The 25,308-nt window shown below is 71.0% G+C and carries 23 protein-coding genes; 12 read left to right on the top strand and 11 right to left on the bottom strand.

Translation table 11 applies throughout. The features are described 5' to 3' along the window. The first annotated feature begins 128 nt into the window (after positions 1-128). From CDO52_RS23840 to CDO52_RS23830, 3 genes are read left to right on the top strand one after another with little or no spacing between them, the layout of a single operon-like run. Positions 129-1,067: a DUF3068 domain-containing protein gene (locus CDO52_RS23840; protein ID WP_017618683.1), complete on the top strand. Its 939-nt coding sequence runs from the start codon at positions 129-131 to the stop codon at positions 1,065-1,067. A gap of 15 nt (positions 1,068-1,082) precedes the next feature. Beyond that, positions 1,083-2,015 carry a decaprenyl-phosphate phosphoribosyltransferase gene (locus tag CDO52_RS23835; RefSeq protein ID WP_017618682.1) on the top strand — a complete coding sequence of 311 codons (933 nt, stop codon included), beginning with the start codon at positions 1,083-1,085 and terminating at the stop codon, positions 2,013-2,015. Further along, entirely contained in the window at positions 2,012-3,412 is a 1,401-nt protein-coding gene (locus tag CDO52_RS23830) for an FAD-binding oxidoreductase (RefSeq protein ID WP_017618681.1), read from the top strand. Before CDO52_RS23835 ends, CDO52_RS23830 begins: the two co-directional genes overlap by 4 nt. A gap of 90 nt (positions 3,413-3,502) precedes the next feature. Here CDO52_RS23830 and CDO52_RS23825 read toward each other — a convergent pair whose 3' ends face one another. Genes CDO52_RS23825 through CDO52_RS23810 form a run of 4 tightly spaced genes read right to left on the bottom strand, consistent with a single transcriptional unit; the run spans position 3,503 to position 7,691 of the window. After that, a complete protein-coding gene (locus CDO52_RS23825; RefSeq protein WP_232524305.1) occupies positions 3,503-4,453 on the bottom strand; it encodes a Bug family tripartite tricarboxylate transporter substrate binding protein in 951 nt (316 codons plus the stop codon). A gap of 46 nt (positions 4,454-4,499) precedes the next feature. Then, positions 4,500-6,065, bottom strand: a complete 1,566-nt coding sequence (locus tag CDO52_RS23820; protein ID WP_083919865.1) for a tripartite tricarboxylate transporter permease — start codon at positions 6,063-6,065, stop codon at positions 4,500-4,502. A 25-nt stretch (positions 6,066-6,090) separates the two neighbouring features. Further along, positions 6,091-6,621, bottom strand: a complete 531-nt coding sequence (locus CDO52_RS23815; protein ID WP_017618678.1) for a tripartite tricarboxylate transporter TctB family protein — start codon at positions 6,619-6,621, stop codon at positions 6,091-6,093. Further along, the gene (locus CDO52_RS23810) at positions 6,618-7,691 is read right to left on the bottom strand and encodes a Bug family tripartite tricarboxylate transporter substrate binding protein (protein ID WP_094932719.1); all 1,074 of its coding nucleotides are present in this window, start codon (positions 7,689-7,691) and stop codon (positions 6,618-6,620) included. The genes CDO52_RS23815 and CDO52_RS23810 overlap by 4 nt, the downstream gene beginning before the upstream one ends. Before the next feature lie 231 nt (positions 7,692-7,922). Here CDO52_RS23810 and CDO52_RS23805 point away from each other — a divergent pair, with 231 nt between their 5' ends. Next, positions 7,923-9,665: a sensor histidine kinase gene (locus CDO52_RS23805; RefSeq protein ID WP_017618676.1), complete on the top strand. Its 1,743-nt coding sequence runs from the start codon at positions 7,923-7,925 to the stop codon at positions 9,663-9,665. Beyond that, positions 9,662-10,357: a response regulator gene (locus CDO52_RS23800; RefSeq protein WP_017618675.1), complete on the top strand. Its 696-nt coding sequence runs from the start codon at positions 9,662-9,664 to the stop codon at positions 10,355-10,357. Before CDO52_RS23805 ends, CDO52_RS23800 begins: the two co-directional genes overlap by 4 nt. Before the next feature lie 85 nt (positions 10,358-10,442). Here CDO52_RS23800 and CDO52_RS23795 read toward each other — a convergent pair whose 3' ends face one another. Then, positions 10,443-10,808 (bottom strand): hypothetical protein, encoded by a 366-nt coding sequence (locus CDO52_RS23795; protein WP_017618674.1) that lies wholly within the window; start codon positions 10,806-10,808, stop codon positions 10,443-10,445. Positions 10,809-10,973: 165 nt separating this feature from the next. On the opposite strand from CDO52_RS23795, the gene CDO52_RS23790 reads away from it, so the two are divergent. The 3 genes from CDO52_RS23790 (at position 10,974) to CDO52_RS23780 (ending at position 13,715) form a co-directional block, all read left to right on the top strand. Next, positions 10,974-11,537, top strand: coding sequence for a DUF1707 SHOCT-like domain-containing protein (locus tag CDO52_RS23790; RefSeq protein WP_017618673.1), 564 nt, complete (start codon positions 10,974-10,976; stop codon positions 11,535-11,537). Between the two features lie 82 nt (positions 11,538-11,619). Further along, complete coding sequence (locus CDO52_RS23785) at positions 11,620-12,444, top strand: SDR family NAD(P)-dependent oxidoreductase (RefSeq protein ID WP_017618672.1); 825 nt, start codon at positions 11,620-11,622, stop codon at positions 12,442-12,444. Between the two features lie 152 nt (positions 12,445-12,596). Beyond that, the gene (locus CDO52_RS23780; protein ID WP_017618671.1) at positions 12,597-13,715 is read left to right on the top strand and encodes an NAD(P)H-dependent flavin oxidoreductase; all 1,119 of its coding nucleotides are present in this window, start codon (positions 12,597-12,599) and stop codon (positions 13,713-13,715) included. Positions 13,716-13,816: 101 nt separating this feature from the next. Here CDO52_RS23780 and CDO52_RS23775 read toward each other — a convergent pair whose 3' ends face one another. From CDO52_RS23775 to CDO52_RS23755, 5 genes are all read right to left on the bottom strand, one after another. After that, positions 13,817-14,770: an oxygenase MpaB family protein gene (locus tag CDO52_RS23775; RefSeq protein ID WP_017618670.1), complete on the bottom strand. Its 954-nt coding sequence runs from the start codon at positions 14,768-14,770 to the stop codon at positions 13,817-13,819. Positions 14,771-14,941: 171 nt separating this feature from the next. Beyond that, complete coding sequence (locus CDO52_RS23770; protein ID WP_017618669.1) at positions 14,942-15,529, bottom strand: GTP-binding protein; 588 nt, start codon at positions 15,527-15,529, stop codon at positions 14,942-14,944. Beyond that, positions 15,510-15,881, bottom strand: coding sequence for a DUF742 domain-containing protein (locus CDO52_RS23765; protein ID WP_017618668.1), 372 nt, complete (start codon positions 15,879-15,881; stop codon positions 15,510-15,512). Before CDO52_RS23765 ends, CDO52_RS23770 begins: the two co-directional genes overlap by 20 nt. Before the next feature lie 14 nt (positions 15,882-15,895). After that, positions 15,896-16,327: a roadblock/LC7 domain-containing protein gene (locus tag CDO52_RS23760; protein WP_017618667.1), complete on the bottom strand. Its 432-nt coding sequence runs from the start codon at positions 16,325-16,327 to the stop codon at positions 15,896-15,898. Between the two features lie 14 nt (positions 16,328-16,341). Further along, positions 16,342-19,179, bottom strand: a complete 2,838-nt coding sequence (locus tag CDO52_RS23755; RefSeq protein ID WP_094932718.1) for a sensor histidine kinase — start codon at positions 19,177-19,179, stop codon at positions 16,342-16,344. 451 nt (positions 19,180-19,630) lie between these two features. On the opposite strand from CDO52_RS23755, the gene CDO52_RS23750 reads away from it, so the two are divergent. Beyond that, positions 19,631-20,731 (top strand): VanZ family protein, encoded by a 1,101-nt coding sequence (locus tag CDO52_RS23750; RefSeq protein WP_017618665.1) that lies wholly within the window; start codon positions 19,631-19,633, stop codon positions 20,729-20,731. A gap of 27 nt (positions 20,732-20,758) precedes the next feature. Here CDO52_RS23750 and CDO52_RS23745 read toward each other — a convergent pair whose 3' ends face one another. Beyond that, entirely contained in the window at positions 20,759-21,571 is an 813-nt protein-coding gene (locus CDO52_RS23745) for a crotonase/enoyl-CoA hydratase family protein (protein WP_017618664.1), read from the bottom strand. Positions 21,572-21,727: 156 nt separating this feature from the next. Here CDO52_RS23745 and CDO52_RS23740 point away from each other — a divergent pair, with 156 nt between their 5' ends. From CDO52_RS23740 to CDO52_RS23730, 3 genes are read left to right on the top strand one after another with little or no spacing between them, the layout of a single operon-like run. After that, entirely contained in the window at positions 21,728-23,296 is a 1,569-nt protein-coding gene (locus tag CDO52_RS23740; protein WP_017618663.1) for an acyl-CoA synthetase, read from the top strand. Between the two features lie 2 nt (positions 23,297-23,298). Then, positions 23,299-24,222 (top strand): Zn-ribbon domain-containing OB-fold protein, encoded by a 924-nt coding sequence (locus tag CDO52_RS23735; RefSeq protein ID WP_033300134.1) that lies wholly within the window; start codon positions 23,299-23,301, stop codon positions 24,220-24,222. Beyond that, a complete protein-coding gene (locus CDO52_RS23730; protein WP_017618661.1) occupies positions 24,219-25,307 on the top strand; it encodes a hypothetical protein in 1,089 nt (362 codons plus the stop codon). Before CDO52_RS23735 ends, CDO52_RS23730 begins: the two co-directional genes overlap by 4 nt. Position 25,308: the final 1 nt, after the last annotated feature.

Below are 25,308 nucleotides of genomic sequence, written 5' to 3'. Positions count from 1 at the left end.
CCCCGTGTCAGACTAGAACGTGTTATAAAAATTCGGACACGCCCTGGTGACGTTGCACGCCATGGACAAGTACTCTACCCGAAAATGAAGCAAGTTCCAGATCCGCTTAACTCTGCCCGGGAGAACTCATGCGTCGTACCGCCGCAGTCGTCTGCATTGCGCTCGGGGTCTTCTGTCTGGTCTTGGCCCCGCTGCTGCGGTTCTGGGTCGCCGGCGCCGCGATGAAGACCCCCCTCGACCAGTACAGCGAGACGGTCAACCGGGGTGACGACGTCACCTACTTCAGCGCCAAAGACCTGGAACTGGTCGAGCACGCAAAGGTGGAGGCCTACACCACCATCCGCGGCGACGTGGCCGCCAGCGACGACGACACTGCCGTCTGGGACCAGTTCACCTGGGTCAAGGATGTCGACAAGGACTTCGCGTTCCTTTCCACCACCCGCCGCACCGGCCACGACCGGGTCACCGGCGAAGCGGTCGACTGCTGCGACGCCTCGGTCAACGAGGAACCGGCCAAGCAGAGCGGCCAGGCGTTCAAGTTCCCCTTCCTCACCGAGAAGAAGGACTACGAGTTCTTCGACACCGCCACCAAGGAGACCCTCCCCATCAAGTTCGAGGGCGAGGAGACCCTCGACATCGACGGCAAGAAGATCGACACCTACAAGTTCACGCAGAAGGTCGAGCCGACCAAGATCGAGGAGAAGGTCCTGCCCAAGTCCCTGCTGGACATGAAGGGCAAGGGTGACGCCACCACCGACGTGATGTACAGCAACACCCGCACCTACTGGATCGAGCCGACCACCGGCGCCCCGATCGACCTGCGCGAACAGCAGCACCGCGGCGCCTTCGTCGACGGCGAGGAGAAGCTGGTCCTCTTCGACGGCGACATGCGCTTCACCGACGAGACCAAGAAGTCCAACGTGGAGACCGCGTCCGAGGGCGCGTCCCTGATCCCGCTCGTGCGCACCACCCTGCCGCTGACGATGCTCGTCGTCGGCGTGGTGCTGATCGCCCTCGGCGGCGTCCTGCTCGTCGGAGCCCGGACGTCGGCCCACGGTCGGCACTGAACGTCTGGTGATTCCATGGGCGAATCGCTCTACCCCGCCCCGGCCCCGGCGTTGACGCTCCCCGCGTCGGCACCGGGGCCGGGGGCGCGCGCGGTTGGCCTCCTCCGGGCCGCTCGGCCCAAGCAGTGGCTGAAGAACCTGCTGGTCCTCGCCGCTCCCGGAACCGCAGGGATGCTCACCGACCCGGGAGTGCTCGGCTGGACCGTCCTGACCTTCGTGCTGTTCTGCCTCGCCGCGAGCGGCACCTACCTCCTCAACGACGCCCGCGACGTGCACCACGACCGGCTGCACGAGCGCAAGCGGAACCGCCCCGTCGCAGCCGGCATCGTCCCGGTCCCCCTCGCCGTGGGCACGGGCGTCGCCCTGGTGGCCGGCGCCCTGCTCGTGGCCATCGCCAGCGGCAACCTGCCCCTGCTCGCGGTGCTCCTCGGCTACCTCGCCCTCACCACCGCCTACACGCTGTGGCTGAAGGACATCACCGTCGTCGACATCGCCACCGTCGCCGGGTGCCACGTGCTGCGCGCCGTCGCCGGAGGCGTCGTCATCGGCGTCCCCATCACCGGCTGGTTCATCATCGTGGTGTCGCTGGCCGCGCTCCTGGTCGTGGCAGGAAAGCGGGAGGCGGAACTCCGCAACCCCGGCAGCGAAGGCGCCCGCGCCTCCCTCAACGGGTACTCCCGGAGCTACCTGGTGCAGATCCGCACCATGGCGTCCGCCGCCATGATCGTCACCTACTGCCTGTGGGCGCTGGAGGGCGGCGCCGCCCACGAACCCAACGGATTCCACGCGGCGAGCATCGTCCCCTTCTTCGTGTTCGTGCTCCGGTACCACCAGCTGGTCGACCGCGGTGTCGGCGAGGAACCCGAGGAGATCGCCCTGCGCGACCGCCCGCTCCAACTCTGCCTGCTGGCGCTGGTGGGGCTGATCGGCGTCGGGATCTACGCGTGAACCGGCGCCTTCTCAGCGGGTGGGGACGCACGGCCCCCACCCTCGCGACGGTCGCCCGTCCGCGCACCGCCGAAGACGTGGCGCTGCTCCTCCGTGGAGCGGGAGCCGAGGGTGTGGCGAACGGGGACGACGCGTCGGGCGCCGCCGAGGCGGCGGGACGCGGAGCGATCGCGCGTGGCCTGGGCCGTAGCTACGGCGACGCCGCGCAGAGCGCCGGGGGCCTGGTGATCGAGTGCGCCGACCTCGCCCCGTGCCTGCGGTTGGACCCGGGGGCGGGCACCGTGACCGCGTCGGCCGGGACCAGCCTCGCCGACCTCATGGAGTACCTGCTGCCGCACGGCTACTTCGTGCCGGTGACCCCCGGAACGCGGCACATCACCGTGGGCGGTGCGATCGGCGCCGACATCCACGGCAAGAACCACCACGTGGACTCCTCTTTCGGCGCGCACGTGCGGTCCCTGACCCTCGTCACCCCCGACGGCGCCGAGCGCGTCATCGGCCCGGCGAAGGACCCGGAGCTGTTCTGGGCGACGGTGGGCGGCATGGGCCTGACCGGGATCATCACCGAGGCGACGTTCGATGTCATCCGGGTGGAGACGTCCGCTGCGCGGGTCGACACCGACCGCACGCCGGACCTGGACGCCGCGCTCGCGCTGATGAGCGAGTCCGACGACCGGTACCACTACACCGTCTGCTGGCTCGACCTGCTGGCCCGCGGCGCCTCCATGGGCCGCGGCGTGCTCACCCGCGCCCACCACGCCCGCATCGGCGACCTGCCCTCCCGCTGGCGCCGCGACCCCCTGCGCTACACCCCGCGAACGGTGGCCGGGGCACCGCCCTGGGTGCCGCCGCGGCTGCTCAACGCGTGGAGCGTACGGGCGTTCAACACCGCCTACTACGCCCGCGCGCCCCGGCGCGGTCGCGCCGAGATCCAGGGACTCGGGTCGTTCTTCCACCCCCTGGACGCCGTGCGCGGCTGGAACCGCATGTACGGGCCGCACGGCCTGGTGCAGTACCAGTTCGTCGTGCCGTTCGGCGAGGAGGACACCCTGCGCCGGATCGCCGAGCGGCTGGCGTCGGCCGGTGCGCCGTCCTTCCTCACGGTGCTCAAACGCTTCGGTCCGGGCACCCCCGCGCCGCTGTCCTTCCCGATGCCCGGCTGGACCCTGGCCCTCGACCTGCCCGCCGAGCTCCCCGGCCTCGCCCGCCTGCTGCGCGGCTGCGATGAGCAGGTCCTCGCCGCGGGCGGACGCATCTACCTGGCCAAGGACAGCCGGGCCGAGGCGCCCGTCGTGCACGCGATGTACCCGCGCCTCGACGAGTGGCGTGCGGTCCGCGACCGCGTCGACCCGCGTGGCGTCCTCGTCTCCGACCTGTCGCGCAGGTTGGAGCTGTGACGCTGCCGCTTCCCCCGTTGATCTCGGAGATATTGGGGTCTCAGCGTTGATTTTTATCCCAATATCTCCGAGATCAACAGGGGAAGCGCGTCACCGGTCGGCGAGGCCGAGCCTGCCCAGGACATCGCCGACGTCGCGGTCCTCGGCCGCCAGAAACGCGCCGAAGTCGTCGCCGGTGAGGTAGGCGTCCGTCCAGTGCGCCTCGTTGAGCGCGGACCGCCACTCCGGGGTGGCGTGCAGGTCGTCGAGGACGGCGATGAGCGCGTCGCGCTCGCGCTCGCTGATGCCGGGCGGGGCGAGCAGGCCCCGCCAGTTCATGAACACCAGGTCGAATCCGAGCTCGCGGAGGGTCGGCGCGTCGATGCCTCCGGTGCGCTCCGGCCCGCTGACCGCCAGAACCCGCAGCTGCCCGGCGGCGATGGCCTGCCGGTACTCGCCCGCCCCCGCCGCCGCGGCGTCGACGTCGTGCTGGAGCAGGGCGGCGAGCGTCTCCCCGCCGCCGTCGTGCCACGCGTAGTCGACCTTGCCGGGGTCCACCCCGATCTCCTCGGCCAGAAGCATCAGCGGGAGGTGGTCAGGCCCGCCGGGGCTGGACCCGCCGCCCAGGGTGAGCCGGACGCCGGGGTCGCGCCAGTCCTCGGCGAGGTCGTCGAAGGTCCGGTAGGGAGAGTCGGGCGGGACCAGGATGACCATCGGCTCCTCCACCAGCCGGGCCAGCGGCGTGGCGGCGGTGACCGGGGTCTCGTCGTTGATGTGCGTGCGGGCGACCAGCCCCATGCCCATCTGCAGCAGCAGCTGCTCGTTGCCCTCCTCGTAGAGGAGCCGGTGCAGTCCCGTCGTCCCGGCCGATCCGGGGACGTTGAACACCCCGGTCTCTCCGGCCAGCCCGGTTTCCTCCAGAGCGGCCGCCACCGTCCGCGCGGTGGTGTCATAGCCCCCGCCGGGCGGGTTGGGGACCATGATCCGCAGCTCGGGTACGGCGGGCGCCGGTGCGCAGCCGACCACCGCCGCCGCCAGCACTAGCGCCAGCGGAGCGGTCACGGCGGTCAGGCACCGGCGCCCTGTCCACATCGCTCGGTCGACCTCCCTACCGTCCGCGAACGGCGTCGGCGTCCGCGTCGTGCCCGCCGTCGTCGCTCGCGGAGACCGGGGCAGGGGGCGCCGTTTCCGCGGTGCCGCGCCCGCGCCGCGTTCGCGCGATCAGCGGACCCGCGACCGCCAGCACGGCCAGGCCCAGCAGGACGCCCGACACCGGCGACGTCACGAACGTGGACCAGTCGCCCGAGGAGATCTGCAGCGCCTGGCGCATCGAGCGCTCCATCATGCCGCCCAGGATCAGCCCGAGGATCAGCGGTGCCGCGGGGAAGCCGTTCTGCCGCATCAGGTACCCCACGACCCCGAAGCCGAGCAGCAGCCACAGGTCGAACACGCTGAAGCTCAAACCGTACACGCCGACCACGCAGAACACGACGACCAGGGGCAACAGCACCGCCTTGGGCGTCTTGAGGACTTTCGCGAAGACCGGGATGAGCGGCAGGTTGAGGACCAGCAGCACGATGTTGCCCACGTACATGCTGGCCACCACTCCCCAGAACACGTCGGGGCGGTCGGTCAGCATCAGCGGGCCGGGCTGTACGCCGAGCACCAGCAGCGCGCCGAGCAGGATCGCGGTGGTGCCCGAACCCGGTACACCCAGGGTGAGCAGCGGGACGAAGGAGCCCACGGCCGCCGCGTTGTTGGCGGACTCGGGGGCGGCGACGCCCTTCACGTTCCCGGTTCCGAACGTGTGGCCGTCCTTGGCGATGCGCTTCTCCGAGGAGTAGGCGAGGAACGACGCCACCGTCGCCCCGGCGCCGGGCAGCACGCCGGTGAAGAAACCCAGCAGGGAACCGCGCCCCGTGGCCGGGGCCATGGCCTTGACGTCGGACCGGCTGAGCCGCAGCGACGACACGGTGCCGTCGGCGCCGCCGAGCCCGCGTCGGGCCAGCAGCGCGAAGACCTCGGCCAACGCGAACACACCCAGGGCAACGATGAGGAACTCGACGCCCTCGTACAGCTCCGGCAGGTCGAAGGTGAAACGCGGCGTGGAGGTCTGGGAGTCGATCCCGATCAGCGAGATCATCACCCCGATCACCGCGGCGATGAGCCCCTTGACCAGGTTCTTCCCGCCCAGGGACACCACGGCGGTGAGGCCGAGGGCCATGAGCGCGAAGTACTCGGCCGGGCCGAAGCTGACCGCGAACTTCGCGAGCGTCGGGGCGATCAGCATGAGCAGCACGACGCCGACCGTGCCGCCGACGAAGGAGGCGATGGCGGCGATGGCCAGGGCCTTGCCCGCCTTGCCTTGGCGCGCCATCGGGTAGCCGTCGAACGAGGTCGCGACCGTTCCGGCCACGCCGGGCGCGTTCAGCAGGATCGACGAGGTGGACCCGCCGAAGATGGCGCCGTAGTAGACGCCCGCGAGCATGATGATGGCCGTGGTCGGGTCCATGCCGAAGGCGATCGGGATCATCAGCGCGATCGCGCTCATCGGGCCGAGGCCGGGCAGGATGCCGATGATCGTCCCGGCGAGCACGCCGATCAGGACGAACAGCAGGCTCTCCGGGGCGAACGCGATCCCGAACCCGTAGCCGATGTGACTGAGCATTTCCATGGTGGCTCCGCGGGTCAGGAGGGGATCAGAACGGAAGCGGCCCGGCGGGCAGCGCCACGTTGAGGAAGTCGGACATGAGGAAGTACAGCCCGGCCGCGACGCCGACGCTCACCAGCCCCGTCACCCAGTGGCGGCGGTAGCCCAGGTAGGCGGTCACGGCGGCGATGTAGACGGTCGTGGAGATGAGGAACCCGACCGGTTCGAGCAGCGCGATGTAGACGGCGATCGAGGACGCGAAGAGGGCGAGTTCGAGCCGGCTGTCGGCGAGGCGGCCCAGGCGGGTGCCCCCTTCGGGCCCCGTCGTGTCCGTGCCGGAGGCTGTCGGCGCGGCGGTCCCGCCGGGTCCGCCGTCCTCCTCGGGAGGTGTGCGCTGGAAGAAGAGCAGAGCGGCCAGGACGAGCAGGAACACCCCGAGCCAGCGGGGCAGCGTCGCGGGCTGGACCGGGACGCTCACGGCGGTGAAGTCCGGCAGCTGGAAGGCGAGCGCCAGGTAGCCCGCGGCGATCAGGCCGACCACCACCGCCACCGCGCGGTTGGAGAAGCGGAAGGGCGTCATGACTGGGTCCCGCCCTCGTCCTTGCGCAGCCCGACCTCGCTCAGGATCTGGGCGGACTCCGCACGGCTCTGGTCGAGGAACGCGCCGAAGTCCTCACTGCCCATGTAGGAGTCGACCCACCCCAGCTTGCGGGTCTCGGTCTTCCAGCTGTCCTTCTCGGCCATGTCCGCGAACGCCTTCTCGTAGTAGGCGACCTGGTCGTCGGTCATGCCGCCGGGACCCATCACGCCGCGCCAGATGTCGAACGTGTAGTCGACGCCTTCCTCTGTGAGCGTGGGGACGTCGGGCAGGGTCTCCACCCGCTCCGGCGACGAGACCGCCAGCGCCCGCAGGTCGCCCGATTCCACCAGTCCGGTCGCCTCGGAGGCGCCGGTCACGGCCGCGTCCACGTGGCCGCCGAGGGCCTGGGCCAGCGCCTCGCCGCCGCCGTCGAAGGGCACGTAGTTGAGGTCCTTCGGGTCGAGGCCCGCGGCGTCGACGGCTCCGGCCAGGGCGACGTGGTCCATGCTGCCCGGTGAGGAGCCGCCGGCCACCGAGATCTCGCCGGGGTCCTCGCGCATCGCCTCGACGAGGTCGTCGAAGGTTTTCAACGGGGAGTCGGCCGGAACCAGGTAGGCCATGTAGCCGGTGCTCAGCCGCGCGATCGGGGTGAAGTCCTCGTGGTCGTAGGTGGAGTCGTCGGTGAGCGGCACGAGCGTCATGGGCGGGCTCGTCACGAACAGCCGGTGCGGGTCGTCCGGCGTGGCGGCCACATAGGCCCAGCCGATGGCGCCCCCGCCGCCGGGCTTGTTCACCACCTGGATCGGCTTGTCGACCAGGCCTTCCTCCTCCAGGACGCGGGAGCTGGTGCGGGCCAGCGTGTCCCATCCACCGCCGGTGGCCGCCGGTGCGACGATCTCGATCGGGCGGGTCGGGGCCCAGGGGCCGTCGGCGTTCTGCCCGCCGCCGGAGCCGCAGGCGGTGGCCACGAGCGCGAGGCCGACGCAGGCGGCGGCACCGGCCGCGGCTCGGCTCGCGGCAGAGGTGGGCGTGGCCGCGGTGGATGGGGCGGCGGGACGTGCGCGGAACATGTGCGCCTCCGTGAACAGGGGGTACGGGGGATTCCGCCGGCTGGGCCGACGTGACGTAACGCACATGAAAACAGCGGGCAACGGGGGCGAAAAGCGTTATGTCGGTTATGCGGGCATTGGTGGTAGTGGACGTTTCGGTCGTAGTGGTCACGACCCCTGCCGCCGTCCCGCACACCGACCACGTGCGACGATGACGCATCATCACCGCTTCGGCCGAGAGGGGGAGCCCCGGTGCGTCCACCGCTGGCCCGACTGGCGCGGCCGACCCTGGCCGGTCAGTTCCTCGCCCTGCAGCTGGTGATCGTCGTGGTCGTGCTGTTCGCGGTCGCGGGCGTGTCACTGGCCCAGGCCGACGCGGGCTTCCGGCGGACCGAGGGGCGTCGCATGCAGGCCGTCGCGGAGACGGCGGCCTCGATGGACACGGTGCGCGTCGGGCTCCGGGACCAGCGCCGCGAGGGCATACTGCAGCCCACGGCCGAGGGCGTGCGCAGCCTCGCCGGTGCCGACCACCTCGTCGTGGCGCGTTCCGACCGGCGCGCCCTGACCGCCGTCGACCCGCGCCGCATCGGGCGGGAGATCGACATGGGGGACAGCGACGTCCTCGACGGGCGCTCCTGGACCGGGGTCACCGACATCGGCGGACGGCAGGTACTGGCCGCCCACGTCCCCGTGATCGGGAAGGACGGCGACATCCTCGGCTTCGTCGCGGCCGGACGCGACTACCCCGGCCCGATCGAGCGGCTCGCCACCGCCGCGCCCACGCTGCTGGTCTACCTCGGCATCGCCTCGGTCCTGGGCGTCGCGGGCTCCCTGTTGCTCGCACGCCGGGTCAAGCGCCAGACCCTGGGCCTGGAACCCGGGGAGATCACCCGCCTGGCCGAACACCGCGAGGCCATGCTGCGCGGAATCAAGGAGGGCGTGCTCGGTCTCGACGCGGAGGACCGGGTCACGCTGGTCAACGACACCGCGGCCGAGCTGCTGCGTCTTCCGCCGAATGCGGAGGGCCGCCGCCTGGCGGACCTGGGCGTCGCCCCCGACCTGGTCGACGCGTTCACCGACCGGGTCCAGGAGCCCGACCGGGTGGTGCTGATGAACAACCGCCTGGTCACCCTCAACCGCATGCCGCTGTACTACCGGGACCGTCCCATCGGCTCGGTCACCACGATGCGCGACCGCACCGCCCTGGTCGCGCTGCGGCACGAACTCGACGCGAGCCGCACCTCCACCGAGGCACTGCGCGCCCAGGCGCACGAGTTCAGCAACCGGCTGCACGTCATCGCCGGGCTGCTGGAGCTGGAGGAGTATGAGGAGGTCGGGCGGTACGTGAACCGGATCGGCGGGGCGCGGGCCCGGCTGACCGAGGATGTGGCATCGCGGGTCGTCGACCCCTCGGTGGCCGCGCTGCTCATCGCCAAGGCGAGCCTCGCCGCCGAGCAGGGCAGCAGGCTGCTTGTTTCGGACGCGACCGACCTCGGCCTCCATGACGAAGGCCTGTCGTCCGACCTGGTCACGGTCGTCGGCAACCTCGTCGACAACGCTCTGGACGCCATCAGGGGCGACGATGGGTCGTGGGTCGAGGTGGAGCTGACCGAGGAGGCCGAGGGCGCCGAGGAGGTGGTGGACGTCGATGAGGATGAAGGGGACGGCGCCTCTGCCGAGACGGCGTCCGCGGCGTCGGCGAACGCCGTGCGGGTCCGGGTGCGCGACTCAGGTGCGGGTGTGCCCACGGAGCTGGCCGAGCAGGTGTTCCGCACCGGGTTCAGCACCAAAGGCCCGCGCGACCACGAGTCGGCGCACAGCGGGGCCGTCCCCGGACGCGCCTCCGGGCGCGGCGTCGGGCTCGCACTGGTCCGACTCGTGTGCGCTCGCCGGGGCGGCGGCGTCGACGTGACGGGCTCGGAGTTCACCGCCCGCCTGCCCTACGGGGCGGGGGACACAGCGGCCGACGTTGGAGAGGAAGGGAGCCGACCGTGATCCGGGTGCTGGTCGTCGATGACGACTTCATGGTCGCCCAGGTCCACCGCAAGCTCGTGGAACGGGTCCCGGGGTTCACCGTGGTGGGCGAGGCGCGCACCGCCGCCGAGGCGCTGGACCTCACCGCGGAGCTCCGCCCCGACCTGCTGCTGCTGGACATCTACCTCCCCGACATGCCCGGTACCGAGGTCCTGCGGCGGCTGCGCGCGGGCGGCGGCCCGGAGGTGGACGCCCTGATCATCACGGCGGCGCGGGATGCCGCGACGGTGCGCCAGGCACTGCAGGGCGGCGCGGTGAGTTACGTGATCAAGCCCTTCGACGCCGAGACCCTGCGCGACCGGCTGCTGCGCTACCAGGAGACGCGCCGGATCCTCGCGGACGGCGGCGCCCCGCGCCAGACCGATGTGGACCGCGTCTTCGGGCGGTCGGTGCCCAGCGCCACCGAATCGAGCGCCCGGGACATGCCCAAGGGGCTCACACCGGAGTCGGCCCGGCTCGTCGAGCGGGAACTGAGCCGCGCGGGCGAGGTGTCGGCATCGGAGTGCGCCGAGCTCACCGGACTGGCGCGCGTGAGCGCCCGCCGCTACCTGGAGTTCTTCGTCCAGGAAGGCAAGGCCGAGGTGCGGCTGCGCTACGGCACCGCCGGGCGCCCCGAGCGCCGCTTCCACTGGATCGGCCCGCCGCGGGCCTGAGTCGGCCACCGCCTGCGCGGCCCGCGTCGGGGGTGAGACCCCGGAAGTTCAGGACACCGGTCAGGGAGCGCGGTCGGCCGCGGCGTCAGTCCCAGTGGTCCTCGTACTCATAGGGGCGGCGGTGGAGCGGGCTGCGCGGGGCCATCACGCTCCAGATGAACGTGACGGCGACCGATCCCGTCAGGATCAGCAGGACGGACAGTTCCAGCACCTCCACGGGGACCGTGCCCGCGAGCAGGGCGGTGACCACGATGATCCCGGCCATCCAGGAGGAACACGGAGCGAACGCCCGGTGGACGTGGTACCAGGCCTCGTCTCCGCTCTCGGCCTCGGTCCTGCGGGGGAGGACCACGGGGGTGGAACCGCCCCGACGCCGCCTCGTGCGGACGACAATCAGGACGGCCGCGGTCAGTGCGGCACCGGTCAAGCAGACGACAGCGAATCCGACCACGAAGGCCTCCTGCTATTCGGTTGTGTCACCTTATTCCGCGGGATATAGATGCGCCGTCCACCCCCTACCCGGAGTAAGCGCCCCCAGTCCTCCCGTGAGCGGACTTCGGGATTGCTCATAAGCAATTGCATCAACGCGCCAGCGCGCCCTGGATACGCTGCCTGCATGGAGTCGCTGCCCGGATCGCCCTCGCCCCGCCAACGTGTCTCCGACGCCGAGCGGGAACAGGTCGTGCGCCACATCAGCCAGGCCTACGCCGATGGGCGCCTCACCCTCGACGAGTTCAACGACCGTTCCACCGCCGCCTACCAGTCCACATTCGACGACGAGCTGCGGGCGCTGCTGCACGACCTGCCCGGCGCGCTCGACGTGGTCCCCGCTCGCCCCGAGACCGTCGAACTGCGCCAGCGCAGCGGAGTGATCAGGCGCAAAGGTGACTGGGTCGTCCCACGCCGCCTCAAGGTCAGCTCCGAGGCCGGATCGGTGCGTCTGGACCTGACCGAGGCCACCATCCCCCACCCGGTGGTCGACATCGAAGTCTCGATGCGAAGCGGGAGCGTGCTGATCACCCTCCCGCGCGGCGCCTCGGCCGATCTCGACGGACTCACAAGCGACTACGGCGCCGTCCGCTCCCGCGTCCCGGAGCGCGCCGAGCCGGGAGCGCTTCACGTCCGGATCAGCGGCCACATCACGTACGGCTCGGTCAAGGTGCGCCACGGCCGTCGCTGACACGCGGTTTTCGCGGCCGACTCTTCCCCCGGCCCGCGCGGTTTGGGAAGCTACGTCCAAGATCCCGGACGAGGAGGAGCGCATGCGGAACGCGGTGGGGACGGTGGACACGGTCCTCCTCCTGGGCGGCCGGAGCGAGATCGGGCTGACCATCGTGGAACGCCTGGTCCGCGACGGCGCCCGCAAGGTCGTGCTGGCGGCCCGGCCCGCCCCGAGCGAGGAGGGCGAGCACGGTGCCGCGGACATCGAGGAGGACGGGGGGCCGGAGAGCCAGGGCATCGAAAAGAAGGCCGCCGAACGGCTGCTCTCCCTGGGCGCCTCCGCGGTCCACACGATCGACTTCGACGCCGCCCGTCCCGACACCCACGCCGACGCGGTCGCCGAGGCCGTGAAGCTCGTCGGCGACCTTGACGCCGTCATCGACGCCTTCGGCGTCCTCGGCGAGCAGGCCGTCTTCGACACCGACCCGGTGGCCGCCGCCGACGCCGCCACGGCCAACTTCACCGGGCACGTCTCCGCCGGCATCGCCGTGGCCGCCCGGCTCAAGGAGCAGGGACACGGGACCTTCGTGGTCATCTCCTCGGTGGCCGGCGTGCGGGTGCGCCGCGCCAACTTCGTCTACGGCGCGGCCAAGGCGGGTCTGGACGGCTTCGCCCAGGGGCTCGGCGACTCCCTGCACGGCACCGGCGCCCGCGTGATGATCGTCCGGCCCGGCTACGTGCCCACGCGCATGTCCGCCCACGTCTCATCCGCGCCCTTCCCGGCGACGGCCCGCCAGGTCGCCGAGGCGGTCGCCGAAGGTCTGCGCAAGGGGTCCTGCGTCGTCTGGGTCCCGCGCAAGCTGCAGCTGCTGTTCGCCGGTCTGCGCGTGCTGCCGCGGCCGGTGTGGCGACGGCTGCCCCGCTGACGCTCCTCGTCCGTTGATCTCGGTGATATCGACCGAATACCGGCGAGTATTCGGTCGATATCACCGAGATCAACGAGGGAAGGGGCGCACTCGGGGAAACAGTTCGTGGAGCGTGTCTAGAACGTGTTTCAGTTTCGTGTTTCCATGACCGCATGCGAACCCGTGCGACCGAGATGTTCGGCATCGACCTCCCGATCTTCGCCTTCAGCCACTGCCGTGACGTCGTCGCCGCTGTGAGCAGGGCCGGAGGCATGGGGGTGCTCGGTGCGCTCTACTTCACGCCCGAGGAACTGGAACACGAACTCACCTGGATCGACGAGCACGTGGGCGGCAGGCCCTACGGCGTCGATGTCGTCATGCCCGCCATGTACGAGGGGGCCGACCTCGCCGCGGCCAATGGCGAGGGGCTGCGGGACCGGCTGGCGGAGTTCATCCCCGACGAGCACCGGCACTTCGTCAACGACCTGCTCGCCCGGCACGGGGTTCCTGAGCTCACGCACTCGGACACCGCGCACTTCCTGCTCGGATGGACCGACGCCACCGCGCGGCCGCAGGTCGAGGTCGCGCTGCGCCACCCCATCGGCCTGCTGGCCAACGCGCTGGGAGCGCCGCCCGCCGACGTGGTCGGGCAGGCGAACGCCTGCGGCGTCCCCGTCGCCGGGATCGCCGGAAGCGTGCGCCACGCGCGCAAGCAGCGCGAGGTGGGCGTCGACGTCATCGTCGCCCAGGGCACCGAGGCCGGCGGGCACACCGGAGACGTGGCCACGATGGTGCTGGTCCCCGAGATCGTCGACGCGGTCGCTCCGGCGCCGGTGCTCGCGGCGGGCGGTATCGGGGGCGGTCGGCAGATGGCCGCGGGCATGGCGTTGGGGGCCGAGGGGGTGTGGACCGGCTCGGTCTGGCTGGCCACGGAGGAGTCCGACACCCCGCCCGGATCCCTGGAGCAGATCCTCGGCGCCACCTCGCGCGACACCGTCCGGTCGCGGTCCCTGACGGGCAAGCCCGCGCGCATGCTGCGCAACGACTGGACCGACGCGTGGGAGGGCGCGGACTCACCCGGGGCACTGCCCATGCCCCTGCAGTTCATGCTGATCGCCGACGCGCTGCGCCGGGTCGGCCGGATCCGCCATCCCCGGCTCACGCCGTCCCCGGTCGGTCAGATCGTGGGCAGCCTGAACCGGGTGAAGCCCACCTCCCAGGTCATCTACGAGTTCATGGCGGAGTTCGGCGACACCCTGGAACGCCTGAACACGGTTGTCAGGGACGACTGACGTTTCCCCACCGATCTCGCCGGTCCCTCCGTTGATCTCGGAGATATTGGGGTCTCACGGGCGATTTTGACCCCAATATCTCCGAGATCAACTTTGCTGACTCAGGTCGTCTTCTGCTCCGGTGCGAGTTCCTGTCCCGGTGCGGGGACACGGATGTCGGTACCGGGGACCTCGGTGGTGAGCAGGTCGTGGGGGACCGGGCACCCCTGCGGGAAGGTGCCGATGCGGTTGACGTCGTAGCCGTGGGGGTAGCTGCGGATGTTCGGGCTGTCCTTCTCCTGGAAGGGCTCCACGCGCGGCGGCATGAACCGGACGACCTTCGCCCGGGCCCGCAGCCCCGCGCGGGCGGCGAAGCGCCAGAATCGCGAGGGCGCCGGGTAGCCGAACGCGCGGATCAGGCGGTCGTCCAGGAGCGCCATGCTGAAGGGGCGGATGACCGTGCGCTGCCACGGTGGATAGAAGTCCACCATCAGGTCGAGGGTGGCGTCGGAGACGGCGCGCCCGCCCTCGGAGTAGGCGAAGTTCTCCCGCTCGTAGGAGTCGTAGAGCTCGTAGAACTCGGCGTAGGTCTCCGGGATGTCCTTGATCGCCATGTGCCTGCCGAGCACGCGGTAGTAGTTGGTGGCGGCGGTGATCTCGTGCTCGGTCAGCTTGCGCCACCCGTAACCGAGGTCGTTGAGCCAGATCACCGGCATGACCACGAACGTGCTCAGCACGTAGCGGTAGTCGTCGTTGCAGATGTCGAAGGAGCGGTGCATCTGGTTCATCCGACGCAGCGCGTCGCGCCCCTCGCCCGGCTCGAAGCCGTGGTGCAGCATCGCGCCGAGCAGCAGCGCGGTGTCGTCGTAGCGGTACTGGGTTCGGGTGGTGAATTCGCGGGTGCGGTCGAGCAGACCGCCGATGCTGGGGACAGCGTAGGTGCGGTACAGGGCCAGCCCCAGGGCCTGGGTGATGTCCCACGGAAACTCATGCCAGGCGAGGATCTGGGTGATCCGCCGACAGTCGGCTTCCGCGTCCAGCCGGTGGATCTCGTCGTACCAGTCGTACCGTTTCATGCGAACTCTTCCGATTCCGCCGTTGTTGTGGGGGATAGGTGGTGGAATGCACGGAAAGTGCACGCCACCACCTACTCATCGCAAGAGTAAGACGGTGGAAAACGGTGCGGCCAGCCGGGTGCGACCCTGTGGAACCCGGTTGTCACAGGGAGCCGTGTGACCTGGGAGGTCCTACACCGGCATGGCCATGCTCTCGGCGACGTGCCGCACGAGCGTCAGCAGGACCTCCTTGCTCGATTCGCGCTCACGCACGTCGCACAGGACAACGGGAATGCCGGAGGGGATGTTGAGCGCGGCGGCGACCTCGTCCACGTCGTAGCGGTGCGCCCCCTCGAAGCAGTTCACCGCGACCACGAACGGCAGCCCGCGCCGCTCGAAGAAGTCGACCGCGGCGAAGCAGGTCTCCAGCCGCCGGGTGTCGGCGATGACCACCGCCCCCAGCGCGCCGACCGCCAGCTCCTCCCACATGAACCAGAAGCGCTCCTGGCCCGGGGTGCCGAACAGGTACAGCACGAGCTGGTCGGAGATGGTGATCCGGCCGAAGTCGAGCGCGACCGTGGTGGTGGTCTTCGCCTCCACCCCGGCGAGGTCGTCCACGCCGAGGCTCGCCTCGGTCATCACCTCCTCGGTGTTGAGCGGGGTCACCTCGCTGACCGAACCGACGAGGGTGGTCTTACCGGCTCCGAAACCGCCTGCGACGAGGATCTTGATCGCGGAGGGGATGTGCTCCGCCGCGCGGTCAGAGTCGTTGGATGCCATCGAGTACCGCCTGGAGTACGTCCCGGCTGACCGGGCTCTCGGTTGTGTAGGGGGCGCGAGCCAGGACATAGCCCCGGCCGATGAGGTCGCCGATCAGAACCTTGGTCACCGCGATCGGAAGGCCCAGGTGCGAGGACACCTCCGCCACGGACTGCGGGCGGCGGCAGAATTCCAGGATCCGCACCTGCTCGGGTTCGAGGGACATCTCGTCGACCTCGGCACGGGCCGCGATGACCACGCTGACCATGTCCAACTTGACGGTGTCGGAGCGCTGCCGCCCCTGTGCGATGACATAGGGGCGTACCAGCGGACCGACCGAGTCCGCCTCGTGCTCCTCATTGTGATCTGACATGGCTCACCTCCGCCTCAACCGGTGGCATTCTCGGCGGCTCCGCCGACAGTCGACGTCTCGCCGGTGCCGCCGTTCTCGCGGGGAGCGGCGTTGAGGAACCTCCCGGCCTGCTCCACCAGGACGTTCATCTCGTAGGCGATGAGGCCGACGTCGGATCCCTCGTCGGCGATAACCGCGAGGCAGGCGCCGCTCCCGGCGCCGGTGACGAACAGGTAGGCGTGCTCCATCTCCACGACGGTCTGCAACACCTGTCCGCCGCGGAACTGGCGGCCGGTGCCGCGGGCCAGGCTCTGGAACGCCGAGGCCACGGCGGAGAGCTGTTCGGCGTCGTCCTTGCTCAGCTCCTGGGAGCGGCCGATCAGCAGGCCGTCGGCGGACAGGACGATGGCGTACTTGGCACCGGCGGCCCGCTCGACGAGCTCGTCCAGCAGCCAGTTCAGGTCCATTGCGGCGTTGTTGGTCAAGATCGGGAGTCCTTCTCGCTCTCGCTGTCGTTCTGGCGCTGTTTCGCCTCGAGCCGACCTCGTTCGGTGCCCTGCTGGAATGCGGCCATGTTGCGGCGCAGCCGCGTCGAGCGGTCCTCATCCTGCTGGGGGCTGGAGCTGTCGGGTGTGGGGGTCGCCTCGGGTTCCTCGGAGAGCTGCGGGGCCAGATTCACCTGGGGGGTGCGTCGGGGCAGCGTCGGGCGTCCGTCGTTCGTCGTGGCCGATCCCTCCTCAGAAGCCGTAGGCGTGTCGGTCGGTGCCGAGGCGTCGACCGGAGCGGGGGATACCGGTGACACGTCGTTGGGGGCCGCCTCGCGACGACGCGGCAGCGTCGGCGGCTTCGGGCGGTCCTGCGAGTGCTGGCGCAGCTCGTCGGCGCCCTTCCACACACCGGGTCGCAGCTCGCGCCGGGGCAGCGACGGGCGCGCGCCGGTGTCGGACGAAGAAGAGGGCGGGGTCGGGGTGCTCGCCAGCACATCGCCGGTGAGCGCCCCCGGGGCCAGTGCGGGGTCCTTCTCCTTCGTGCCGTTCACGCTGTGCGTCGGCCCGATGGCCGAGAAGCCGGCCGTGCCGCTGCCGTCGTTGCCGTCGGTGCAGCGGCGCAGTCCACCGCTGGAAGGGGGGGTGTCGTCGCCTGCGGTGCCGCTGCCGTCGTTGCCGTCGGTGCAGCGGCGCAGTCCACCGCTGGAAGGGGGGGTGTCGTCGCCTGCGGTGCCGCTGCCGTCGTTGCCGTCCGTGCAGCGGCGCAGCCCGCCACCGGATTCGGCGGTGCCGTCCTGCTCGGGGGACTCCTCCCTCGCGGGGATGATCCGCTGCTCCCCGGTGTCCTCGACCCCCTGGGGCAGGGCGAGCGGGTCGCCGGCGATGACGGCCGTGGGCAGCAGGACGATCGCCTGCACGCCTCCGTAGGGCGACGAACGCAGCTGGACCTTGATGTCGTGGCGGTGCGCCAGGCGCGAGACGACGAACAGGCCCAGGCGCATCTTCTCGTTGAGCCGCATGACGTCGAACTCCGGCGGGTGGGCCAGGAGCTCGTTGGCGGCCTCGAACTCGTCCTCGCGCATGCCCAGGCCGCGGTCCTCGATCTCGACCACGACACCGTTGGGCACCTGGTCGCTGCTGAGGCGGACCTGGGTGTGCGGCGGGGAGAAGGTCGTGGCGTTGTCGACCAGCTCGGCGACGAGGTGGATGACGTCGGCGACGGCCGGGCCCTTGAGCTGGACCCGCGCGATGTGCTGCCGTTCCACGCGGGTGTAGTCGCCGGATTCCGAGATCGCCCCGCGCAGGACGTCGATCAGTGGCATCGGGCGGTGCCAGGTGCGGCCCGGCGTCTCACCGCCGAGGATCAGCAGGTTCTCGGCGTTGCGCCGCGCGCGCGTGGCCAGGTGGTCCAGCTTGAACAGCTCGGTGAGGTGCTCCGGGTCCTCCTGCTCGTGCTCCATCTTGTCGAGCAGGCGCAGCTGCCGGTGGACCAGCGTCTGGCTGCGGTGCGCGATGTTGAGGAACACCCGGTTGATGCCCTGGCGCAGCTCGGCCTGGCGCACCGCGGCCTGGACGGCGGTGCGCTGGGCGGTGTCGAACGAGCGGGCGACCTGCCCGATCTCGTCGCCCTCCTGGCGCGAGATCAGGTCGGGCAGCTCGGAGTCGAGGTCCACGGGTTCGTGCCGACCGAGCCGCTCCATGATCGTGGGCAGCTTGACCTCGGAGAGGTCGCGCGTGTCGTCGCGGAGCCCGTTGAGCCGGTCAATCAGGCTTTCCGCGGCCCGGCGCGCGTAGCCGAACGCCAGGATCGACAGCACGGCGATGCCGATGCTGCCCCCGACGGCGTAGCTGATGGCCCGAACCGCCACGCCCTCCTGGATCTCCGATGTCTGCAGGGACTGCTCGGCGCCGATGTCGGTGAGGGTCGACTTCACCGGGGCATAGGCCGCCTGCCACTCCTCGGCGTCCACCGGCATGGACAGGTCCTGGCTGGTCTCTCCGGTGATCGGGTCCGTCGTGGTGCCGATGGGGCGGTCGGAGATCTCGTTCTCCAGCTTCTCCAGCTTCGCCCACTCGTCGCTCTTCTGTAGCTCCCGCAGCTTCTGACCGGTCTCGGGCCCGTAGTACTCGTGGAGCGCCTCGACCGTGCCGCGGTAGGAACCGACGAGCCGGGTGAACTCCACCTGGTCCTCCCGGGAGAGCTCGCCGGTGGCCATGCCGCGGGCGAGCTGGGCGTCGGCCTGCCCGAGGGTGTCGACCACGCGGAAGGTGTAGACGGCGGTCATGCCCGGACCGATGGTCTCGGCGGCGTGCCCGGTGCGCCCGACCTCCTCGAACAGGTCGGCCCCGGCCTCGGAGAGGTCGTTGTAGTAGCTCAGGACCGACTGACGGGAGCCCTCCCCGTTCTTCACGTCGTCGTCGACGTGTGCGCGGAAGTCCTCGATCTCGGAGAACTGCTCGTCCAGGTCGTGGAGGCGCTCCTGGACGCGCTCGGGCGAGTAGGGCAGGACATCCTTGAACTTGTCAAGGAAGGTGCTCATGTGCTCGTCGGAGGTGGCGCGCGCCTTGCGCAGCGCGTCGCGCTGCCCGTCCGGGTCCTCCAGGAAGGCGATCGTGGCCGATCGCTCGTCCATGACCGCGGTGAGCGCGACCGCCGACGGGGTCAGCAGCTCCCGGTTCCCTTGGACGAGGGCGTACTGGAGAACGGCGCTGTAGCCGAGATAGCCGGTCACCACCAGCCACAGCGCGATGAGGGCCGCCGTGGGGGCCAGGACGATTTTGCGGAGGCGAGTGCCGATGCCGGTGACTCGCTGTTCTTTTGCTGCCTGCACTGCTCTCCTATGGCCCGGAGACGGGCGCACCGGGCCGGGGACACTCGTCGTCTGTCGGGGATCTACCGCGCGACGGCACCGGGGATCAGGGGTGCGCCGGTGAAAAAGCCATTGCTCTAGGGGTCGGCGAGGGGATCGTATCTCGCCCGAGATCAACTGTTTTCGTGGAGGTTGCGGTATGCAGTCGGTTGGTGACGGGAGTACCGAGCTGGGACTTTGGTCCTAACCAGGGCGTTCGTCCTGAGTATGCGTGTGCGTTGGGGTGTGGAGTGGTTCGCGGGACAGCAGAAGGATTATCAAAAAGTTACCGAATGCGTCGCCTGTGTGGCGGTTCGTCCGGTCTGTTGGGCGCTGCGACGGTTACCGTGGGATCCACGTTTTCGCTGCGCAATGAGGCCGCGGCCGCTAGCCTGAGGTACTTATGGCAGGGATTTTCGCGGGTGATCCCACAGTGGCGGCGATCGTGTTTCCTGGGGTCGCACTGGGGATCCTCTTGGGCGCCGCGCTGTTCTTCGCGCGCCACCATCAGCGCTATGGGCCGATGCGTGGTTGGCCTGGTCAGGTCACCCTCATCACGGTGCTGGTCGGTGTCGGGCTGGCGGTGTACGCGGTCTATCCGCTGCCGCGCGGCGTCGACGGCCTGTGCGCCATCAGCGGCGGTTCCGCCCCGCTGTTCACGCCACTGGCCGTCGTCCGGTCGGCACCCGTGTCGTGGCCCGCGGCCGCGCACATCGCGCTCGCCGCCGGTGTCTACGTGCCCGTCGGCCTGCTCGCCCGCTACCGCTACCGGCGCGGGGCGGTGGTCACCGTCGCGTTCGGTCTCCTGCTCGCCCTGCTGGTCGAGGTGGTGCAGCTGACCGGGGTGCTCGGACTCTACCCGTGCGCCTACCGGGTCGCGGCCGTCGACGATGTCGTCCTCGGCGGCCTCGGAGTGCTCGTCGGGTGGCTGGTCGGCATCGCCGCGGTCCGGTGGCTGCCCCGCCCCTGGCCCGGGGCGACGGCCGACATGATGCCGCCCCCGATCTCCCGCCGCGTCCTCGGCCACGGGCTCGATCTGGGGCTGTGGTGGTTCGGCGCGGGCACGCTGGCCGCCCTCGCGGTGGCGGTCGGCGCTTTGCCCCGGCACGCGGGCGCCGCCGCGACGGACGTCGCCCTCGTCGCGCTGGCGGCGCTGTTCGGGCTGGCCCTCCCTCTGCTGCGGCGCGACCGCTGCACGCCCGGCCGCGCCTCCGTCCACCTCGCGCTCGCCGGGCTCGGCCGCCCACGGCCCGCTGAGCGGTGGCGGGTGCTGCTGCGCTCGGCGCTGCTCTACACGCCCGTCACCGTGCTGTTCGTGCTCGACCTCCAGTGGTGGGCGCTCGCGGTGCCGGCCCTGCACGGCCTCCCGGCCATGACGCGCCGCGACCAGACGGGCCTGTTCGACCTGATCGCCGGGGCGCGAGTGGTCACCCGCGGTGCCGTCTCCGGCGGGCTGCCCAGGAAACTGGTGCGCTACTCCGCTCCGCGCGCGCAGGACGGGGCCCACACCCACCCGCCGACCATCCCCGAGTGACCGCCAAGCCGCGGGGCGCGGCGCGCCTCACGTTCCGGTGAACCGTGCGGCGCGCTTCTCCGCGAACGCCCGCGCGCCCTCCTTGGCGTCGTCCGACGCCATCACCTGCCAGCCGACCCGGTCGGAGACCCGCAGCGCCTCCTCCTCGGCCATCCCCTCGGTCTCGCGGTGGACCCGCAGGATCGCCTGCACGGCCAGCGGCCCGCAGGCGGCGATCGCCTCGGCGGCCGTCCGGGCGGCGTCCATCGCGGCGCCATCGGGGACGACCCGGGTGACCAACCCGATGTCGGCGGCCTCGCGCGCGGTGTAGGAGCGCCCGGTGAGCAGCATGTCCATGGCGTGCGTGTAGGGGATCTGCCGGGCGAGGCGGACGGCGCAGCCGCCCATGGGGAACAGCCCGCGCCGCGCCTCGTACAGGCCGAACGTCGCGCCGCGCGCCGCGATGCGGATGTCGGTACCCGCGACCAGCTCCGTTCCGCCCGCCACAGCGGGCCCCTCCACAGCGGCCACCAGGGGCTTGCTCGGCCGCGCCTGCCGGAGCAGCCCCTTCCAGTGGAAGTCCTCGATCTCGGCCGCCCGCCGCCGCACCCGGGGGTCCTCCGAGGGGGTGCCCATGGCCTTGAGGTCGGCGCCGGAACAGAACGCGCCGTCCGCGCCGGTCAGGATGCCCACGCGCACCTGGGGCTCGGAATCGATGTAGCCGAAGGCGTCGGCCAGTCCGACGAGCATGTCGGTCGAGAGCGCGTTGCGGGCCTCCGGGCGGTGCATCGTCACCGTCACGATGGAGCCGTCTTTTATCACATGGCAGTGCGGGGTTGAAACGTGGAGAAGCTCGGCCATGTGGCCTCCTGGTTGTGAACACCGTTAACGGTGTGAAGTGGGCGAGCAAGAGAAACCAATTCTAGATGCCAAAACCCACGGTGACATGTCTTGCGCGACAAAACGAGAACGTGATCTACTTAGCGCCGAGCGCGTCTAAATGTGAGGGAGATCTCAATGGCGGATGCGACACGGCCCGGCTTCTGGCGGCTCGCGCAGGCCGACCCGGGTCGGCTCGCCTGCGTGGACCCCGACGGCACGGAGTACCGCGCCGGAGACCTGCTCGGCCGCGCGAACCGTCTCGTCCACGCGCTGCGCGGAATGGGGCTGCGCACCGGCGATGTCGTCTGCGGGCTGATCCCCAACGGCGCCGACGGCCTCACCCTCTACCTGGCCGCCACCCAGGCCGGCCTGTACTACACGCCGATCAACTGGCACTTCACCGCCCCGGAGATCGCGCACGTCCTGGCCGACAGCGAGGCCAAGGCGTTCGTCGTCCACGAGCGCTACGCCGAGGAGGGCATCCGCGGCGCCGACACCGCGGGCCTGCCATCGACAGCGCGGATCTCGGTGGGCCGCATCCCCGGCTGCGCCCCGCTCGACGACCTCCTGGGGCGCCACGCCGACGTCACCCCCGAGAACCGCACGGCCGGGCTCGCCATGCACTACACCTCGGGCACCTCGGGACGGCCCAAGGCCGTGCGCCGCCCGCTCGGTGAGCTGGACCCCGACGACGCCGCCGAGCTGATCACGTCCCTCTTCCACGTCTTCGGCATCGAACCGGGGCCGGACCACACGCACCTGGTCACCTCGCCGACCTACCACACCGCCGTCACGCAGTTCAGCACCATCGCCCTGCACATGGGGCACACCGTCGTCTATATGGACGGGTGGTCGGCCGAGGAGACGCTCCGGTTGGTCGAGACGTACCGGGTCACCAGCACGCACATGGTCCCGACGCACTTCAAGCGGATGCTGCACCTGCCCGAGGAGGTGCGCAAACGCTACGACGTGTCGTCCATGCGCTGGCTCATCCACGGCGCCGCGCCCTGCCCGCGTGCCGTGAAGGAGGCGATGCTGGAGTGGTGGGGCGACTGCGTCTACGAGTACTACGCCGCCACCGAGGGCGGCGGCACCATCGCCACCCCCGAGGACTGGCGCGCGCACCCCGGATCGGTCGGCCGCCCGTGGCCGATCACCGAGCTGATGATCGTCGACGACGACGGCAACGAGGTCCCCACCGGGGAGGTCGGCACCGTCTACCTGAAGATGACCGGCTCGGAGTTCGAGTACAAGGGCGACCGGGAGAAGACCGCGGCGGCCCGGCTGCGCGACTACTTCACCATGGGCGACCTGGGGCACGTGGACGCCGACGGCTACCTGTACCTGAGCGACCGAAGATCGGACCTGATCATCTCCGGGGGCGCCAACATCTACCCCGCCGAGATCGAGAACGAGCTGCTCTCCCACCCCGATGTCATGGACGTCGCGGTGTTCGGCGTCCCCGACGCCGAATGGGGCCAGCAGATCAAGGCCGTCATCGAACCGGCGGACGGCGTCGAACCCGGCCCCGAGCTGGCCGACCGGCTGCTGCGCTCCCTCGACGGGCGACTGGCCCGGATGAAGTGGCCCAAGAGCATCGACTTCATCGCCGAGATGCCCCGCGAACCCAACGGCAAGCTGATCAAACGAAAGCTCCGGGACCCCTACTGGCAGAGCGACGGCGCGACCAGCGAACAGAGGTGAGCATGGGACCCCCACCCCACCAGCCCCTCACCGGCGATCACACGGTCGAGTTCCCCGGCGGCTACACCCGCAGCACCGGCCCGGTGATCGGACGCTTCCTCACCGAGCTGCGCGACGGGCGCCTCGTCGGGGTGCGCACCCGCTCGGGCCGCGTCCTCGTGCCGCCCACCGAGTACGACCCAGACGACGCCTCGCCGGTCACCGACGAGTTCGTCGGCGTCGGTCCGGCCGGGACGGTGACGACGTGGACCTGGGTGGCCGCCCCCCGGCCCAAACACCCCCTCGACCACCCCTTCGCTTGGGCGCTGATCCTGCTCGACGGCGCCGACACCCCGATGCTGCACGCCCTGAGCTTCGGCCCCGACACCGGCGCCGCCCCGCCGCGCGACCTGCGCACCGGACTGCGGGTCCGGCCCCGGCTGCGCGACGAGCGCGTCGGCGCCATCACCGACATCGCCTACTTCCGCCCCGAGGTCGACCGGGTCGTCTCGCCCAGCCGGCTGGACTACACGATCCGGGCCGGGACGGCCCTCACCCGCTACCTCGACGGGCAGGTGGAGGGCCGGATCCTCGGCATGCGCTCCCGGCACGGCACCGTTTATGTCCCCCTGCGGGACTTCGACCCCACGGACGGCAGTCCCGGTGTGGAGGAGGTCGAGCTGCCGGACACCGGCGTGCTCACCATGTACTCGGTCAACCACGTCCCCGACCCCCGCGCCCCCGAGGTCCCGTTCGTCACCGGTTACGTGCGCCTGGACGGGGCCGACGTGGACCTGCTCGCCCTGATCGGCCGGGTGGAGGTGTCCCAGGTGCGCACCGGAATGCGCGTGCGGGCCGAGTGGCTGCCGCCCGAGGAGCGCAGCCGCACGCGGCCGAGCATCCGCTGGTTCGTCCCCGACCACCAGGAAGGAGGGGAGAGCCGGTGAGCACCCCGAACGGCAGCGCCGACATCGCCGTCGTCGCCTTCGCGCAGACCCGGCACAGCGCCACCGACAACGGGACACCCGAGGCGGCCCTCGTCCACGAGGTGGTCTCCGACGTCATCACCCGTTCCGGGATCGACCGGAGCGACATCGGGTTCACCGTCTCCGGCAGCCTCGACTACCTCGCCGGTGTCCCCTTCTCCTTCGTCGGCGCGCTCGATGCCGTGGGGGCGTGGCCGCCCATCAGCGAGAGCCACGTCGAGATGGACGCCGCCTGGGCGCTGTACGAGGCGTGGCTGCGCCTGCGGCACGGGGACGCTGGCACTGCTACGGCCCTCGTCTACGGATTCGGCAAGGCCACCCAGGGCGAGCTGCCCGAGATCCTCACCCAGCAGCTCGACCCCTACTACCTGGCTCCGCTGGAGGTCGACCACGTCGCGCTGGGCGCGCTCCAGGCCCGTGCCCTGCTGGACGCCGGGCGCGTGAGCGAGCGGGACCTCGCCGACGTGGCCGCCCGCGCACACACGGCCGCACGCGCCAACCCCTCCTCGGCCGAGGCCGGGTTCACCCCCGACGCGCTGCTCGACCAGGAGGACTACGTGGCGCACCCGCTGCGGACGGGTGACATCGCGCGGCCCTGCGACGGCGCCGCCGCCGTCGTCCTCGCCTCCGGCGACACCGCCTACCGCATCGCCGACGCCCAGGGCAGGCGCCCGGTGTGGATCCGCGGGTTGGAGCAGCGCATCGACCCGCACAGCCCCGGGGTCCGCGATCTGACACGGTGCGAGTCGGCCGAGCTCGCCGCCGTCGCGGCCGGGGTGGGCAAGGCCCCGGTCCAGATCGCCGAGGTGCACGCCCGCTTCAGCCACGAGGAGCCGCTGCTGCGCCGGGCGCTCGGCCTCGGGGGCGAGGTCGAGGTCAACCCCTCGGGCGGGCCGCTCGGCGCCGACCCGGTGATGGCCACCGGGCTGGTCCGGGTGGGCGAGGTTGCCCGTCGGATCGCCGAGGGCACAACGGAGCGCGGCGTCGCCCACGCGGCCCAGGGGCCGTGCCTGCAGCACAACCTCGTCGCGGTACTGGAGGGGTGAG

It is taken from the genome of Nocardiopsis gilva YIM 90087 (assembly GCF_002263495.1).
In the GTDB taxonomy this organism is placed as follows: domain Bacteria; phylum Actinomycetota; class Actinomycetes; order Streptosporangiales; family Streptosporangiaceae; genus Nocardiopsis_C; species Nocardiopsis_C gilva.
Note: the sequence above shows the minus strand (reverse complement) of the source record. Positions and strands in the feature narration are given on the sequence as shown.

What these genes read in the sequence shown, in the direction of transcription:
- CDO52_RS23840 (WP_017618683.1), top strand. Translation starts at nt 129, where the DNA reads ATGCGTCGTACCGCCGCAGTCGTCTGCATTGCGCTCGGGGTCTTCTGT.
- CDO52_RS23835 (WP_017618682.1), top strand. Translation starts at nt 1,083, where the DNA reads ATGGGCGAATCGCTCTACCCCGCCCCGGCCCCGGCGTTGACGCTCCCC.
- CDO52_RS23820 (WP_083919865.1), bottom strand. Translation starts at nt 6,065, where the DNA reads ATGGAAATGCTCAGTCACATCGGCTACGGGTTCGGGATCGCGTTCGCC.
- CDO52_RS23815 (WP_017618678.1), bottom strand. Translation starts at nt 6,621, where the DNA reads ATGACGCCCTTCCGCTTCTCCAACCGCGCGGTGGCGGTGGTGGTCGGC.
- CDO52_RS23810 (WP_094932719.1), bottom strand. Translation starts at nt 7,691, where the DNA reads ATGTTCCGCGCACGTCCCGCCGCCCCATCCACCGCGGCCACGCCCACC.
- CDO52_RS23790 (WP_017618673.1), top strand. Translation starts at nt 10,974, where the DNA reads ATGGAGTCGCTGCCCGGATCGCCCTCGCCCCGCCAACGTGTCTCCGAC.
- CDO52_RS23785 (WP_017618672.1), top strand. Translation starts at nt 11,620, where the DNA reads ATGCGGAACGCGGTGGGGACGGTGGACACGGTCCTCCTCCTGGGCGGC.
- CDO52_RS23780 (WP_017618671.1), top strand. Translation starts at nt 12,597, where the DNA reads ATGCGAACCCGTGCGACCGAGATGTTCGGCATCGACCTCCCGATCTTC.
- CDO52_RS23775 (WP_017618670.1), bottom strand. Translation starts at nt 14,770, where the DNA reads ATGAAACGGTACGACTGGTACGACGAGATCCACCGGCTGGACGCGGAA.
- CDO52_RS23770 (WP_017618669.1), bottom strand. Translation starts at nt 15,529, where the DNA reads ATGGCATCCAACGACTCTGACCGCGCGGCGGAGCACATCCCCTCCGCG.
- CDO52_RS23765 (WP_017618668.1), bottom strand. Translation starts at nt 15,881, where the DNA reads ATGTCAGATCACAATGAGGAGCACGAGGCGGACTCGGTCGGTCCGCTG.
- CDO52_RS23760 (WP_017618667.1), bottom strand. Translation starts at nt 16,327, where the DNA reads ATGGACCTGAACTGGCTGCTGGACGAGCTCGTCGAGCGGGCCGCCGGT.
- CDO52_RS23745 (WP_017618664.1), bottom strand. Translation starts at nt 21,571, where the DNA reads ATGGCCGAGCTTCTCCACGTTTCAACCCCGCACTGCCATGTGATAAAA.
- CDO52_RS23740 (WP_017618663.1), top strand. Translation starts at nt 21,728, where the DNA reads ATGGCGGATGCGACACGGCCCGGCTTCTGGCGGCTCGCGCAGGCCGAC.
- CDO52_RS23735 (WP_033300134.1), top strand. Translation starts at nt 23,299, where the DNA reads ATGGGACCCCCACCCCACCAGCCCCTCACCGGCGATCACACGGTCGAG.